Raw genomic sequence first — 17,322 nt, forward strand, 5'->3', positions numbered from 1 at the left:
GTCCGGCCCTCACGAATCCTTGGCGAGATCCTCGGCCACCAGCCGCGCCAGCTCGGCGTCGGACAGGGCGTCGAGCGAGTCTTCCAGCTGACCCTCGAGCTGGCCCTCGGGCTCGGGCCTGGGCACGGGGACGGGCTTCGTCTCCGGTGCCTTCGGCCGCGGCTCCTGGACCTCGAGCTTCAAGACGTTCTCCAGCAGGTGCCGCACCAGGAAGTCGATGGTGGGGTGGTCCAACGCCACCGTCGCGGGCACCGACACACCGAGCCCCTTCTGCAGCACGTTGCGCAGCTCGATGGCCATCAGCGAGTCCATGCCCATCTCCGCGAAGCCCTGGCGCCAGTCGAGCTGCGAGGGCTCTATGCGGAGGATGCGCGCGACCTCCTCCTGGAGGCCGCTGGCCAGCACCTGGTGACGCTCGTGGGGCAGGGCCGCCTTCAGCCGCTCCGCGAGCGGATGGCGCGGCTGCGAGGTGGCCACGGCCGTGCCCGGTCCAGGCGCGGGGCGAGCGGGTGCCACGGCCTCGTAGAAGGACGAGCGCCCCTTGGCCCCGAGCACCTCCAGGTATACCGGCCACTGCACGGACATGAGGGCCAGCTGGGGCCGGCCACTCGCGAGCGCCTCGCCGAACAGCGCGAGGGCCTGCTTCGTCGCGAGCGGACGGATGCCCCGGCGTTCGAGCGCTCGGGCCAGCGTCCCATCCGGCGCGCCCACCATGCCCGTCTCCGCCCACGGGCCCCAGTCGAGCGACTGCGCCACCAGCCCGCGAGCACGCCGCTCGTGGGCGAGCGCGTCCAGGAAGGTGTTCGCCGCGGCGTAGTTGGCCTGGCCCCGCGAGCCGAGCAGCGCCGAGGCCGAGGAGAAGAGGACGAAGAAGTCCAGCGGCCGGCCCTCGGTGAGCCGGTGCAGGTTCCACGCTCCCGCCACCTTCGGCGCCATCACCCGCTCGAAGCGCTCGAGGTCCTGCTGCGGCAGCGCTCCGTCATCCAGCACGCCCGCAGAGTGGACGACGCCGCGCAGGGCCGGTGAGTCCTTGTCGATGCGCTGGAGCAGCCTGGCCACCTCCGCCTCGTTGGAGATGTCCGCGGAGGCCACGGTGACCCGGGCTCCCGCCTGCTCGAGCGCACGCACCGCCTCGGAGGCCCGCGCCGAGGGCGCACGGCGTCCCACGAGCACCAGGTGACGCGCGCCCTGCTCCACCATCCACCGCGCCACCTCCAGGCCCAGTCCGCCCAGTCCGCCCGTGACGAGGTAGGTGGCATCCGCCCGGAGCGGGAGGGTGCTGGCGCGCGAGCCCGAGTCCTTGCGCAGCACCGGGTGCAGGCGCACGCCGCCGCGGAAGGCCACCTCGCGCTCGGTCGCGCTGCCGCCACTGCCCAGCTCGGCGTACAGGAGGTGGAGGCTGCTCTCGAGGTCCTCGGGGTCCAGGTCCACGCGGGTGCAACGCAGCTCCGGGACCTCCAGATCGATCACCCGGCCGAAGCCCCACAGCGGCGCCTGCGCGAGCGCGAGGCCCCCACGCGTGTCCTTCACCGCCTGGGCGCCCCGGGTGACGAGCCACACGGGAGGTGCCTCGTCGCGGCCCGCAAGCCCCTTCACGAGGTGCAGGACCGCGCCACTCGCCTCCAGCGCGGCCCGCTGCACCGACTCCGCCGAGGCGTCGTCCGCGGTCCGCTGGTCCATGCCCCACAGGTACACCACGCCCGCGCAACGGGCCGGGATGAGCGTTTCGATGGACACGCGCGCGAAGCCCTCGGGACGCACGCGGAGCACGGGCGCACCCTGCTCCTCCAGCATGCGCCCGAGCCGCTCGCCCACGCCCTGCGCATCCATCAGCAGCACCCAGGGCCGCTTGTCCGCCAGCGAGGCCGGGACGGGCTGGACCTCGGACGCGGGCTTCCAGGTGACCTCGTAGCGCGCCTCCTCCCGCCGCGCGTGCGTGTTGAGCCGCACCGCCTCGCGGTTCGCCATCCGCGCCCGGAAGCCCACCACCTCCGCCACCAGCCCCTGCTCGTCGAGCACACGCAGGTCGCCCCCGATGGGATCTCCCGCTTCGGGCCGTCCGCCGCCCTCGATGCGGGCATGGCACCACATCGTCCCCCGCGGCCGGCGGTAGACGGTGAAGCGCGAGACGCTGAAGGGGATGAGCATCGCCTCGGGGTGCCGCGCCTGGTACTCCAGCGTCCAACTCGTGAGCACCTGGAAGCACGAGTCCACGAAGCCCGGGTAGAGCGGGTAGTCCTCCAGCCTGTCCGGCAACGGAGGCAGCCGCATCTCGCCAAGAATCTCATTCCCCGCCCGGGCGACCGAGCGGATCCACTGGTACCCCGAGCCGAGCGTGTAGCCCTTCTCCCGCATGCCCCGGTAGAGGTCTTCTCCCTGCATGCGCTCCTGGACACGGGACAGCAGCTCCTCGCGAGGGGTCCACGGCGCCGGCTGCGCCTCCCGGCCCACGCGCACCCCGCCGCTGGCGTGCAGCACCCACGTCTCCGTGCCGCCGTCGTCGCCGAGCGACTTCACCTCGAATGCGTGGCCCTGCTGCTGAGGCGAGAGGATGACCTGGAGCGTGCGCTCCTCGTCCTCCGCGAGCACCAGCGCCTGGGGGAAGGCGAGGTTCTCCAGGGAGCACGCGGGCGTGCCCCAGGCGTCCTCGATGACCGACAGCACCAGCGACACGTGCGAGGAGCCCGCCGCCACGATCGTCCCGTTGAGGCGGTGCTCATCGAGGTGCCCCGGACGCGAGGGCCCGTAGGTCGTCTCGTAGACGAGCGCATCGAGGGCCGGAGAGCGCAGCCGGCGGCCGAAGTGCGGGAGGCGCTCCGTCTCGTGCCGGGGCGCGAGGGCCGTGCGAGGCGCCGCGCTCCGCCACCAGTAGCGCTGGCGCTGGAAGGGATAGGTGGGCAGCGTCACCCGGCGCCGCTCGTAGGGCGCGTCGAAGGCCGCCCAGTCCACCGCCACGCCCTTTACGTACAGCGCGCCGAGCGTCTTCAACAGCCGCGGCAACTCCGCCTCGGCCGGGTGCAGGGGCAGGGACTCCAGGCCCTCGGTCGAGCCCGTCTCCGCATGCACCCACGGCACCTGGCCCACCGCCATCCGCAGCCCTTCCTCCAGGCCGAGGACACCGGACTCCACCGCCGCCACGTACTCGCCCACGCCCCGCGCCACCATCGCCTGAGGCACCACGCCCCAGGCCCTCCACATGCGCGCCAGGGCCCACTCCAGCGCGAACACCGCGGCCCGGCCGTACGTCTCCTCCTTCAGCAGCGCGGAGTCCGCCCCGTACAGCACCTGCACCAGCGGCTTCTCCAGAATGCCCTTCAGCGCCTCCGCGCAGTGCTCCAGTGCTTCGCGGAAGACGGGCTGAGAGTCGTACAGCTCCCGGCCCAGGGCCGCGGGCATCTCGGAGTCACCGCCAAAGACGAAGGCCACCCTGGGCGCCGGGCCCACCGCACGCCCCGGCACCACGCCCTCCACCTCGCGGCCCTGCTCCACCGCCCACAGCAGCTCGCTCAGGTGCCGGGCGCTGCTTCCCACCACCGCGAGCCGGTGCTCGAAGTGCGCGCGGCCCACCGCCGCCGTGAAGCACACGTCTCCCAGCTCCGTCCCGCCCTCCTCCAGCACCTGGGCGTAGCGGCCCGCCTGGGCCCGCAGCGCCTCCGCGCTCCGCGCCGACAGCACCAGCACGTGCTCCGGCCGCTCCACCTCGCGCGTCCGCACGGGCCTCGGCGGCGCCTCCTCCAACACCACGTGGGCATTCGTTCCGCTGAAACCGAAGGAGCTCACCCCCGCGAGGCGCCGGCCCTGCGTCGGCTCCCACGCCGTCAGCTCCACCGGCACCTTCACGCCCATGGACTTCCAGTCGATGTGCGGGTTCGGCTTCTTCAGGTGCAGGTGCGCCGGGAGCTGCTGGTGCTGCATCGCCAGCACCACCTTCATGATGCCCGCCACGCCCGCCGCGGACTCCAGGTGGCCCAGGTTCGTCTTCACCGAGCCCATCCACAGCGACTCCCCGCCCTGGCGCCCCTCCTTCAGCACCGACCACGCCGCCTCGGCCTCGATGGGGTCTCCCAGCGACGTGCCCGTGCCGTGCGCCTCCAGGTAGCTCACCTCGGAGGGCTTCACGCCCGCGCTCCCGAGCGCCTGACGGATGACGGCCTGCTGCGCCAGTCCGTTCGGCACCGTGAGGCCGCTGCTCGCGCCGTCCTGGTTCACCGCCGTGCCTCGGATGACCGCGAGGATGGGGTCCCCCTGCGCCCGCGCCTCCGACAGCCGCTTGAGCACCAGCACGCCCGCGCCCTCGGCCCGCGCGAACCCATTCGCCGAGGCGTCGAACGTCTTGCACCGCCCGTCCGCCGCCAGCATGCGCGCCTTGCACACCGCCATCATCGGCTCGGGCGAGAGGATGAGGTTCACCCCCGCCGCCAGGGCCAGGGTGGACTCGCCGTTGCGCAGGCTCTGGCAGGCCAGGTGCAGCGCCGTCAGCGAGGACGAGCACGCCGTGTCCACCGCCATGCACGGGCCCTGCAAGCCGAGCGTGTACGCCAGGCGCCCGGCCACCACGTTCAGCGAGGTGCCCGAGGCGAACCACGCATCCACGTCCTCCGGCGCTCCCTGGAGGATGACGCGCGAGTAGTCCGCCGTGGTGATGCCCACGAAGACGCCCGTGCGCGTGTTGCGCAGCGCGCTCGCGTCCTGGCCGGCCCGCTCCAGCGCCTCCCAGGCCACCTCCAGCACCAGCCGCTGCTGCGGATCCATGCTCTCCGCCTCGCGCGGGGAGATGCCGAAGAACTGCGGCTCGAAGCGGTCCACCTCGCGCAGGAAGCCACCGGAGCGCACGTACATCTTCCCCGGCGCCTCCGGGTCCGCGTCGTACCAGGCGTCCACGTCCCAGCGGTCCGCCGGAATCTCCGAGATGGCGTCCGTGCCCTCGCGCAGCAGCCGCCAGTAGGCCTCCGGCGTGTCCGCTCCGCCCGGCAGCCGGCATGCCATGCCGACGATGGCGATGGGCTCGTCCGAGGCCACCGGGGTGTGGACCTCGGGCGCGGCGGCGGCGCGGGGGGCCTCCGACTCGAGCAGCGAGGACAGGTGCTCCGTGAGCGCCCGCACGGTGGGGAAGTTGAACGCCAGGGTCGCCGGCAGCGGAACGCCCAGCGCCTTCTGCAGCCGCTCCTTCACCTCCACCGCCATGATGGAGTCCAGCCCCATCTCGTTGAAGCCGCGCTCGTCCTCCACGGACTGGCCGGGCTGCAGACCGAGGATGCGCGACACGGACTCCTGCACCAGCTTGCGCAATGCCTCGCGCCGGACGGTGGCCGTGGGGGCCTCGCGCCAGGGGGCCGGGGCGGTGCTCTTCGCCACCGGAAGCGCCTGGGGCTGGGCGGCCAGCTCGGTGCGCAGCCGGGACAGCAGGGGGTGGGGGCCTCGGGCCTCGAAGATGGGCAGGAAGCGCTCCCAGCGGATGGTGGCCACCATTGCCTGGGGCACGCGCGCGCCCACGAGCCGCTCCATCCAGCCCAGCGCCTCCTGCCGGTCCAACACCTCCACGCCCATGTTCATCAACCAGCGGCCCTGCTCCTCGGAGGCGGCGCCACGGCCGCTCCAGAGACCCCAGTTGATGCTGGTGGCCGCGAGCCCCAACGCGTGCCGGTGCGCCGCGAGCCCATCCAGGAAGCTGTTGGCCGCGGAGTAGGACCCCACGCCCGACGAGCCCCACACCGCCGAGATGGACGAGAAGAGGATGAAGAAATCCAGCGGCTCGTCCCGCGTCAGCGTGTGCAGGTTCCAGGCGCCGGCCACCTTGGGCGCCAGCACGCGCTCGAGCGAGTCCGCGTCCAGGTCGCGCACCCGCGACGTCACGGACACCACCGCCGCGTGGACGATGCCGCGCAGCAGAGGCATGGACGCGCGCACCCGCTCGAGCAGGGCCGCCATGTCGTCACGGAGCGCCACGTCCGCCTGGGCCAGCAGCACCTTCGCGCCCGCGGCCTCCAGCTCGCGCACGCCGGTGATGCGATCGGCCAGCTCGCCACCCTGGGCCAGGACCGTGTCCCACTGCGAACGCTCGGGCATGGCCCGGCGCGCGGTGAGCACGAGATGCCGGGCACCCCGGCGCACCAGCCAGCGAGCCACCTCGAGCCCGAGCGCCCCCTGCCCTCCCGCGATGAGGTACGTGGCCTCGGCCTGGACGGGCACGGGCTTGGACTCTGGAGACTCACGCTCCACCAGCCGCGCCACGTAGCGTTGGCCGCCTCGCAGCACCACCTGGTCCTCGTCCCGCGCCGTGCGCAGCTCCTCCCAGAGTTGCCGCGCGCCGTCCTCGGGGCCCAGGTCGATCAACCCGCCCCAGCGGCCCGGGCTCTCCAGCGCCACGCTCCGCCCGAGTCCCCACAGCGTCGACCGCGCGGGCTCCACCTTCTCCGCACCCGGGCCCACGGCCTGGGCGCTCCGGGTCACCACCCACAGCCGTCCACCGGGCTCCGGCGCGCCCTCCACGACGCGCAGCACGGAGGCCACGCTGGCACAGGACTCGCGGATGCCCGGGCCTTCCACGCTCGTCACGTCCAGGGCGCCCAGGTACACCACGCCCGCGCAGGGCGAGCTCGCGGAGAAGCGCTCGCGCCACACCCGCTCCAGGGCCGAGGCATCGCCCGCGTCCACCTTCACGCAAGTGCCACCCTGGGCCTCGATGCTCGTGGCGAGCTGCTCGCCCACTCCGCCGCGATCGCACAGCAGCAGCCAGGTGCCGCTCGCCGGTGCGGGCTCGGACGCCGGGCGCGGTGCGGGCTGCCACTCCAGCGCGTAAAGGTCACCCCGCGTGCCGTCCGGAGCCTGCGAGGTGACGTCCTGCTCTTGCCCGGCCTGTGAGGAAGACCTACCGGCGGAGGCCGACTCCGGAATGGCCCAGTACCGCTGGCGCTGCCAGGGGTAGCGCGGCAGCACCACCTTGCGGCGAGCGGGCTCGGGGTCCACCTTGCTCCAGTCCACCGCCTGGCCCCGGACGAACAAACGTCCCAGGGCGCCCAGCACCTGCTCCAGGTCATCCTTGCCCTTGCGGAGCGACGGCAGCCACTCGGGCCCGTCCCCCAGGCACGTCTTGCCGAGCCCGAGCAACGTGGTGTGCGGGCCGATCTCCACATAGGTGTCGATGTCCAGGCCGCGCAGCGACTCCATGCCCTCCTGGAAGCGCACGGCCTCGCGGGCATGACGGCGCCAGTAGCCCGGAGCACCCAGCTCGTTGGGACCCACCGGCCGGCCCGTGACGTTGGAGATGAGCGGCAGCTTCCCGGGAGACCGGGCCATCCGGGACGCCCGCGCCTCCAGCGCCTCGAGCATCGGCTCCACCAGGGGCGAGTGGAAGGCATGCGAGACGTTGAGCTTGCGCGTCGCGATGCCCTGGGCCTCCAGTGCCGAGGTGACGCGCTCCACGGCCTCGGCCGCGCCGGACAGGGAGAGCTGGCCCGGTCCGTTGTACGCGGCGATGGACACGCGGTCCTGGTACGGCGCGAGCAGCGGTGCCACCTGGTCCTCGGTGGCGAACACCATGGCCATGACTCCGCCCGGAGGCAGGGCCTGCATGAGCCTGCCGCGCTCGGCGATGAGGTCCAGCGCGTCCTCCATGGAGAGGATGCCGGCCACGCACGCCGCGGCGAACTCGCCCACGCTGTGTCCCATCACCGCGTCCGGAACCACGCCCCACGAGCGCCACAGCTCGGCCAGCGCGTACTGCAGGGCGAACATCGCCGGCTGGCTGTAGCCCGTCTGGTCGATGGGAGACGAAGCGCCATCCCGCGGGTACAGCACGGACAGCAGATCCATCCTCGGCTGCAGCCGCGCGGCGCACCGGTCCAGCGCGTCGCGGAAGACGTCCGAGGTGTCGTAGAGCCTCCGGCCCATGCCGGCGAACTGCGCGCCCTGGCCGGTGAAGAGGAAGGCCACCCTGGGTGGAGCGTTGCCCGCCCTGCCCTGCGCCACCTGCTCCGGCTTCGAGTCCGAGGCGAAGGCGGACAGGCTCGCGGCGAGGGCCTGCGTGGAGCCGCCCACCACGGCCAACCGGTGCGGCAGGCGCGCGCGGGTGGTGTTGAGGGTGAAGCACACGTCCGCCGCGTCCAGCTCCGGGTGGGCGGTGAGGTGCTCGGCCTGACGGCGCGCGAGGGCCACCAGCGCCTCCTCCCCGCGCGCCGAGAGCGTCAGCAGGTGCGTGGGGCGAGGCACGGGCGTGCGCGTGGGGGCAGCCGGGGGAGGCGCCTCCTCCAGGATGATGTGCGCGTTGGTGCCGCTCATGCCGAACGCGCTCACGCCGGCCAGCCGGGGCACCGCCGAGCGCTTCCACGGCTGGAGCTCGGTGGGGACGTAGAAGGGAGTGCCCTCCAGCCGGATGCGTGGGTTGAGGCGGCTGAAGTTGAGGTGCTTGGGGATGGCCTCGTGCTGGAGCGCGAGCACCGTCTTCATGAGGCCGGCGATGCCCGCGGCGGCCTCCAGGTGGCCCATGTTCGTCTTCACCGAGCCGAGCGCGCACCGCGAGCCATCCGGCCTCGGCCTGCCCAGCACCTCCACGAGCGCCTCGACCTCGATCGGGTCTCCGAGGGGCGTGCCGGTGCCATGGGCCTCGATGTAGCCGAGGGCCGAGGGGTCCACCTTCGCGCTCGCCAGGGCCTGCCGCAGCAGGGCCTGCTGGGCGAGCATGTTGGGCGCGGTGAGTCCCTGCGAGCGTCCATCCTGGTTGACTGCGGAGCCGCGGATGACGGCGAGGATGGTATCGCCCTGGGCCTGCGCGTCCGACAGGCGCTTGAGCACGACGAGGCCGCAGCCCTCGCCACGCACGAAGCCATTGGCGCGGGCGTCGAAGGCACTGCACCGGCCGTTGGGAGAGAGCGCCTGCATGCGCAGGAGCGTCTCCGTGACGGACGGGTCCAACACGAGGTTCACGCCACCGGCGAGCGCCACGGAGCACTCACTGGCGCGCAGGCTCTGGCAGGCCAGGTGGATGGCCACCAGCGAGGACGAGCACGCCGTGTCCACCGCGAGGCTCGGCCCCTGCAACCCGAGCGTGTACGAGACGCGCCCGGGCGGAAAGCAGTGGCCGTTGCCGGTGCCGTAGTAGGCGTCGATGCGCTCGGGCTCGGTGGGCAGCAGCCGGTAGTAGTCATCTCCGGTGAGCCCCACGAAGACGCCCGTGGCCGACTGCGCCAGACGCTCCGGATCCTGCCCCGCGTGCTCCAGTGCTTCCCAGGCCACCTCCAGCAACAGGCGCTGGCGCGGGTCCATGCTGGAGGCCTCGCGCGGGGAGATGCCGAAGAAGGCCGCGTCGAAGCCGCTCACGTCCTCCAGGTACCCGGCCCAGCGCGGTGCACTCGCGTCCGAGCCCACGCGGCGTGAAGCGGGCTCGCGGCGGACGGCATCCCGCCCGGCCGACAGCAGCTCCCAGTACGCCTCCGGCGTGTCCGCTCCGCCGGGGAAGCGGCACCCCATTCCGATGATGGCGATGGGTTCGGTGCGGGCCCGCTCGAGCGAGTCGATACGGGCCTGCATCTTCTGCATCGCCATCACCGCACGAGCCAAACGCTGCTTGAGCTCGTCCTTGACGTCTTCACTCACTGCGTGTCCTCCCAGCCCGCCAGCGCGTCATCCACCATCTCGAGCAACTTCCCTTCCGACAGCTCCGCGAGCTGGTGGGCGTCTGGCTCCGCTTGCGCGGGGGACCGGTTCATGAGGATCGGCTGCTCCGCCGGGGCGGCGGGAGCCGGTGCATCGGCCTGCTTGGGGGTGAGGCCCAGCTGATCCAGCAGGTACACCGCCAGCGCCGCCAGGGTGGAGTGCGCCCACAGCAGCGTCACCGACAGCTTCAGCTCCAGGGTGGCCTCGATGCGGTTGCGCAGCTCCAGGCTCATCAGCGAGTCGAGCCCCAGGCCGCGGAACGGCTCGTGCCGGCCCACGCGCGACGGATCGATGCGCAGCACCTGGGCGAGCCGCTCGCGCAGGTAGGTCTCCATCTTGCCCGTGCGCTCGCTCGCGTTGGCCCGCCGCAGCTCCAGCAGCAGGGCGGAGCGGCCGCGCTGACCCTCGCCCTGGCGCTCCGCGGCCAGCTCCTCCCAGATGCGCAGCGACGCCGCGCTCGGGAAGAACTCCAGCCACTGGCGCACGTCGAGCGACACCGCGCCCACGTGCACCGCGCCCTCCTGGAGCAGGCGCTCGAGCATCATCTCGCCCTGGCGCGGGGTGAAGCTGGCCATGCCCTGGTGCGCCAGCCGCTCGCCGCGGTTGGCGTGCGCGGCGGCCAGACCGACCTCGGAGAAGGGACCCCAGTTCACGCTCAGCGCCGGCAGGCCCTGCTGGCGCCGGTAGTGGGCCAGCGCATCCATGGCCGCGTTGGCCGCCGCGTAGTTGCCCTGGCCCGGCAGGCCCAGCAGCGCGGACATGGACGAGTAGAGGACGAAGAAGTCCAGCGACTCGTCGCGGGTGAGCATGTGCAGGTTCCACGCGCCCTGGATCTTCGGGGCCATGACGGTGCGGAAGCGCGCCGGCTCCTGTTGCTCCAGGGTGCCGTCATCGAGCACGCCCGCGCAGTGCAGCACGCCGCGCAGTTGGGGCATTTCTCCCCGCGTACGCGCCACCACCTCGGCCAGGCGCCGGGCGTCCGCCACGTCCGCCTTGGCCACCTCGACACGCGCGCCCTGGGCCCGCAGCGTCTCCAGCTCCTTCTGCACGGCCTCGGAGGGAGTGCTTCGGCCGGTGAGCAGCAGGTGCCGCGCGCCATGCCCCACCAGCCAGCGGGCCGCTTCCAGGCCCAGGCCGCCGAGGCCACCGGTGATGAGGTACGTCGCGTCCTCGCGCACCCGGAAGCCCGCGCGCGGCGGCACCACGCGCAGGTGCGGATCCTCCATGGTGACGACGAGCTTGCCCACGTGCTGGCCCTGCGCCATCTCGCGGAAGGCCTCGGAGGCCAGCGACACGGGGAAGGCGCGGTGGGTCACGGGCTTCAGCCTGCCCGAGGCCATCTGCTCCACCACCTCGTGCAGCAGCCGCGAGCACAGCGCCGGGCGCTGCTCCCGCAGGCCCACCAGGTCGATGGCCGCGTAGATGAGGCGGCGGCTGAACTGCGACAGGTCCAACGCGCGTCCGGCGTGGATGTCGCGGTTGCCCACCTCCAGGAAGCGGCCGTCCGGGGCCAGCACCTCCATGCTCCGGGTGATGGCGTCGCCGGAGAGGGAGTTGAGCACCGCGTCCACGCCCTCGCCATTCGTGAGGCGCATCACCTCGTCGGCGAAGGCCAGCGTGCGCGAGTCCATCACGTGCTGAATCCCCAGGGAGCGCAGCAGCTCGCGCTTCTCCGGGGTGCCCGCGGTGGCGAACACCTCCACGCCCAGGGACCAGGCGATCTGCACCGCCGCGAGGCCGAGTCCGCCCGCGGCCGAGTGGATGAGGACGCGCTCGCCCTTCTGCAGCCGGGCCAGGTGGTGCAGCGCGTACCAGGCCGTCATGAAGACGCTGGGGATGGAGCTGGCCTCGGCCGCGCTCATGCTCGCGGGGCGGCGCACGGCGAAGCGTGCATCCGTGACGACGTGCGAGGCCATGGCCGAGGGCGTGAAGGCCACCACCTCGTCACCGGCCTTCAGGTTCGTCACCCCCTCGCCCACCGCCACCACGCGGCCGGCGCAGTCGAGCCCCAGTGGCAGGCCCTCCAGCGGCACGCCGGGGGCCCCGCCCTTGCCCTTCATGACGTAGAGGCCCATGGTCTTCATCACGTCGATGAAGTTGAGGGCCGAGGCCTCGACGGCGATCTCCACCTCGCCCGGGCCGGGCTTGCGCCGCTCGGCCATGCGCACGGACACGCCGCCGAAGGAGCCCGCCGGGGGCGTCTCCACCTGGAAGGGCCGTCCCGCCGCGGGCAGCAGCGGCTCCAGGAACATCTCCTTCGCGCCCGAGCGCCGGACGAGCCGCGCCACGAAGCGCGCACCGCAGCGCAGGGCCACCTGCTCGTCCTCGGCGCGCGCGGCCAGCTCGCGGCCCAGGGCCTCCACGTCCACCAGGGGCGAGGAGGGGTCCAGGTCCACGCACGTGCAGCGCAGCTCCGGGTGCTCGTGGCCCACGGCGCGGCCCAGGCCCCAGAGGGCGGCCTGGAGCGCTCCCGTCGCGGGCGAGCCCTGCACGGGGTAGGCGCCCCGCGTCACCAGCCACAGGCGCGGCGGATCCCTCCACCCGAGCCGCAGCACCTCCTGGACGATGCGCAGCGCGCCGCCGCAGGCCCGCACCGCCTCGTCGATGGCCTTCTCTCCCGGCATGTCCGGGGCCGGCATGTCCAGGCCCCACAGGTACGCCACGCCCGCGCAGGCGCCGCCGGACGGCAGGCACTGCTGCAACATGGCGCGCAGGTCCTCGCGCGAGCCGGGCGTCACCGCGAAGTGACGGGCCCCCAGCTTGCGCAGGCCCGAGCCCGCCTCCACGCGGATGCAGGCCCCGCCCCAGGACTCCAGCATGTCCGCGAGCGAGGCGCCCACGCCGGACGCGTCCTGGAAGATGAGCCAGGGCGACTCGTCCGAGCCGGGCTCGAACACGGCGGGCAGGCCCATCCGGCGCCAGGCCAGCTCGAAGAGCGAGCGATCCTGCTCGGAGCGGGCGCGGCCATAGCGCGTGGGCAGCGCGGAGAGCTCCAGGCCCTCCACCTCGACGAGCGGCACGCCCTGCCCGTCGAGCAGGACGACGTCGCCCTCCAGGGGCATGCCCTTGCGCCAGGACTCGGGTGGCGGCAGACGCGCATGGGCCCACTTCGGCGAGCCCTTGCGCAGCACCTCGAAGCGGCGCAGGCGGACGGGGACGAAGGTGGTGTCACCGGCGGGCAGGGCCTCCAGCAGCACCTGCAGCGCGGCGTCGAGCACCGCGGGGTGGAGCTCGCCCTGCTGCGCGAGCGACTCGGGCGGAGAGAGGCGGCCCACGGCCTCGCCGTCCTGGCGCCACACCTCCTTGAGTCCGCGGAAGGTGGGGCCGTACTGGAGCCCGCGCTGCTCCATGTCGAGGTAGTGCACCTCGGTGAGGCGGACCTCGGAGCACCGCCGTTGGATGTCCTCCACCCGTACCGCGGGCAGCGCGCCACGCCCGTTGGAGTCGGACGCGCGCACGCGGCCCTGGGCATGCAGCGTCCACATCTCCGCGCTGCTGCCGCCGGGGGTGGGGATGAAGCTGGACACCTTGAAGGAGATGGCTCCCGTGGAGCCCACGTCCACCAGCAGCTCGGCGCGGCGGGTGCCGTCCCCCAGCAGGGCCAGCGCCTCGTGGATGCGCACGTCCTCGAGCGTCCATGGCCCGGGGCCGAGCGCCGACTGCACCGCCGTGGACACCCAGTCCAGGTACGCCGTGGTGGGCAGGATGATGGTGCCCTGCACGCGGTGGTCTCCCAGCCAGGGCAGGTTCTGCGCGCCCACCTCCACGTCCCAGAAGAAGGCCCCGGGACGCAGCGACGAGCGGCGCACCGGCCCCAGCAGCGACTGGTTGCGCTCCTCGCGGGACTGCTTCGGGACGGGGCTCGCGCCGGGCTGGAACCAGCAGTCCTGGCGCTGCCACGGGTAGTCGGGCAGCCGCACCAGCCGGCCCCCTTCCGGGTGCAGCGCCTTCCACTCCACGTCGCGGCCGGCGGCATAGAGGCCGCCGAGTGTCTCCAGCATCACCTCGCGCTCGGGCTGCTCGCGCCGCACGGACGGCAGCACGGTGGCCTCCATGCGCAGGTGGGCGATGGTCTGCTCGATGGCGGGCAGCAGCACCGGGTGCGGGCTCACCTCCACGAAGAGCGAGTGCCCGTCATGGGCGAGCCGCTCCACCACGGGGGCCAGCAGCACGGGCTCGCGCAGGTTGCGCACCCAGTAGGCGGGCTCCAGGTCCTTGCCGTCCGTCACCTCGCCCGTCACGGTGGAGAAGAGCGACACCTCGCCGCGCCGGGGCGCCAGGCCCTCCAGCGCGCGCAGCAGATCCTCGCGCAGCGGCTCCATCTGCGGGCTGTGCGAGGCCACGTCCACCTTCACCCGGCGGCAGAAGACGTTGCGCGCCTCCAGCTTCTCCAGCACCTGGGCGAGCGCGTGCGGCTCGCCGGAGAGCACGGTGGAGCGCGGGCTGTTGCTGGCCGCCACGGACAGCCAGTCCTCGAGGCCGCGGATGGCCATGCGGGCCTCGTCCAGGGTCAGCTCGACCATGGCCATGCCGCCCTGGCCGCTCACCCGGCGCAGCAGCAGGCTGCGGCGGCAGATGATGCGGGCCGCGTCCACCAGGTCCAGAGCGCCGGCCACGTGCGCGGCGGCCACCTCGCCCATGCTGTGGCCCACCACCATGTCGGGCACCACGCCCCAGGCGCGCCACAGCCGGGCCAGCGCCACCTGGATGGAGAAGAGCGCGGGCTGCACCTGGTCGATGCGCTCCATCCACCCCGGGTTGTCCGAGGCCAGCAGGTCCATCAGCGACCAGTCCACGAAGCGGCGCAGCGCGGCGTCACACTGCTCGAGCGCGGAGCGGAACACGGGCTCCTCGGCCATGAGCCGGCGGCCCATGCCGAGCCACTGCGAGCCCTGGCCCGGGAAGACGAACACCACGGGCTGGTGCCGGCCATCCGCGTGGCGGGTGACGGAGAGTCCCGGGCGGACCTCGCCGCGCAGGAAGGCGGACAGGCCGTCGCGGGCCTCGGCGGAGGTGCGGGCCAGCAGCGCCATCCGGTAGTTGAGGTGGCTGCGGGTGACGGACGCCGAGTAGCAGACGTCCCGCGGCGACAGGGGGTGCGACTCCAGGCGGGCGATGACGCGGCGGGCGGCCTCCGCGAGCGCCTCGGGCGTCTGGGCGGACAGGGGCAGCAGGTGCGTGCGGCCCGGAGCCAGGGCGGGGGGCTTGTCGGAGGGCAGCACGGCCACCGGCGTCTCCGGCGGCGGCAGCGCCTCCCAGCGCACCGGGACGCCCCGCACGTGCAGCGCGCCGAGCGCCTCCAGCAGGGCGGCCCGCGCCTCGTCGCGGCGCAGCGAGCCCACCACCACGCCCGTGCGGCCGGCCTTGCGCAGCAGCTGCTCCACCGGACGGCACAGCACCGGGTGCGGGCTGAGCTCCACGAAGGCGTCCACGCCCTCGGCCATCAGCCGTTCCACGGCCTGGGCGAAGCGCACCGGCTGGCGCGGGGTGCGGCAGCGTGCGTCTCCGAGGCGTCCATCCGGCCCCACCTCGCGCGCCACGGTGGACACCCAGCGCACGCCCTCCTGGCGCTCCCACAGCTTCTCCTGGGCCGCCTCCAGCTCGTCGCGCAGCGGCTCCCACTGGCTCAGGCGGCTGGCGCGGTACACCTTCCACACCGCGTCCGCGGCCTCCAGTCCTCCGGCGATGCACGCGGCGGCCACCTCGCCCACGCCGTGGCCCACCACCACCTCGGGCTCCACGCCCCAGGCGCGCCACAGCGCCGCCAGCCCCACCTGCACCGCCAGCGTCAGCGGCTCGGCCGCGTCCTCGTCCGACAGCACCCGCGCGTGCGGATCCCTCAGCGCCTCCACCAGCGACCAGCCCGCCAGCGGCATGAAGGTGGTGTCCAGCGCCTCCAGCCTCGCGCGGAACACCGGCTCCGTGGCCAGCAGCTCGCGGCCCATGGCGGGCCACTGCGAGCCCTGCGGCGCGCAGATGAAGGCCAGGCGCGGCGGCTCCCCGGGCTCGCTCGTGAAGAGGCCCGTGCGGCGCTTGCCCTGCCGGAAGGCCTTCAGCAGCGTGGCCAGCTCCGCGCGCGTGCGGAAGGTGAAGGCCGCGCGGTGCGCCCCCTGCCCCGCGTACGGCGCCCAGGTGCGGCACAGGTCGCGCACGCACACCGGCGCCTCGTCGTGCTGCACCAGCTCCTCGGCCTTCGCCGCCCGGGCCAGCAAGTCCTCCGCGCTGTCCGCCGCCAGCGCCAGCAGCTCCTCGCGGCCCACCGGCGACTCCTCCAGCACCACGTGCGCGTTGGTGCCGCCCCAGCCAAAGGCGCTCACGCCCGCCGTCGCGGGCTCGTCCTCGCTGGGCCACGGCATCACCCGCTGCGGCAGGCTCAGCCGCAGCTCGCCGAAGGGAATGCGGGGGCTCACCTCGCCGTGCAGCATGTGCGGCGGCACCAGCCGGCGCGAAATCGACAACGCCACCTTGATGAGGCCCATGATGCCCGCCGCGCCCTCCAGGTGGCCGACGTTCGCCTTCAACGAGCCGATGAGCAGCGGCCGGTCGATCGCCCTCCCCTCGCCCAGGGCCGCGCCCAGTGCGCTGGCCTCGGTGGGGTCTCCCAGCGCGGTGCCCGTGCCGTGTGTCTCCACGTAGTGCACGCGGTTGGTGGGCACGCCAGCGCGCGCATACGCCTCGCGCAGCAGCGCCGCCTGTCCGGGCACGCTCGGCGCGGTGAGCCCGTTGCCGGTGCCGTTGTTGTTCACCGCGCTGCCGCGGATGACGCAGTAGATGTGCGCGCCGGAAGCGAGCGCCGCCGACAGGGGCTGCAGCACCACCAGGCCCGCGCCCTCGCCGCGCCCGAAGCCGTCCGCGCCCGCGGCGAACGCCTTGCTGCGCCCGTCCGGCGCCAGCCCGCCGAACTTGGACAGCAGCACGTTCGCCTCGGGCGAGAACATCAGGTTGACGCCGCCCACCAGCGCCAGCCGCGACTCCCCCGAGCGCAGGCTCTGGCAGGCCAGGTGCACCGCCACCAGCGACGAGGAGCACGCCGTGTCCACCGTGAGGCTCGGCCCCTTGAGGCCCAGGAAGTACGAGAGCCGGTTGGCCACGATGTTGAGCGACTGGCCCGTCGCGCTGTGCAGCGTCACCGCCGCGCGCTCGCTCAGGTGCCGGTCCGCGTAGTCGTGCCAGATGGCGCCCATGAACACGCCCGTGCGCGAGCCCTTCAGGCCCACCGCCGGCACCCCCGCGTCCTCCAGCGCCTCCCAGCACACCTCCAGCATCAACCGCTGCTGCGGATCCATCTCCGCCGCCTCGCGCGGCGAAATCCCGAAGAAGAGCGGATCGAACCCGCTCACCCGCTCCAGGAAGTAACCATGCCGGGTGTTCGCCTTTCCCGGAGCCTGGGGGTCCGCGTCGTACCAGGTGCCGTTGTCCCACCGGTCCGCGGGCACCTCCTGGAGCAGATCCTTCCGCTCACACAGCAGACGCCAGAAGGCCTCCGCGTCCGATGCGCCTGGCAGACGGCACGCGAGCCCCACCACCGCGATGGGCTCCGCCTCCTTCACTCCCTGCGTGGCCCCGGCCTCGGCACCCGTCAATTCCTGCTCCGCCTTCGCGGCGGATCCGGCGCCCGGTCCCAGCTGGCTCTCGCTTTCCGTCATGGTTGTCGCCTTCCTGTGTCCGTCA

General features: G+C 73.4%; 2 protein-coding genes. Both read right to left on the bottom strand.

What is annotated here, in order from left to right; all coding sequences use genetic code 11:
• Positions 1-9: 9 nt before the first annotated feature.
• Entirely contained in the window at positions 10-9,591 is a 9,582-nt protein-coding gene (locus AC16DP_RS06940; protein ID WP_329728212.1) for an SDR family NAD(P)-dependent oxidoreductase, read from the bottom strand.
• Positions 9,588-17,297: an SDR family NAD(P)-dependent oxidoreductase gene (locus AC16DP_RS06945; protein WP_329728213.1), complete on the bottom strand. Its 7,710-nt coding sequence runs from the start codon at positions 17,295-17,297 to the stop codon at positions 9,588-9,590. Before AC16DP_RS06945 ends, AC16DP_RS06940 begins: the two co-directional genes overlap by 4 nt.
• Positions 17,298-17,322: the final 25 nt, after the last annotated feature.

The sequence above is a fragment of the Archangium sp. genome (genome assembly GCF_057119385.1).

What these genes read in the sequence shown, in the direction of transcription:
- AC16DP_RS06945 (WP_329728213.1), bottom strand. Translation starts at nt 17,297, where the DNA reads ATGACGGAAAGCGAGAGCCAGCTGGGACCGGGCGCCGGATCCGCCGCG.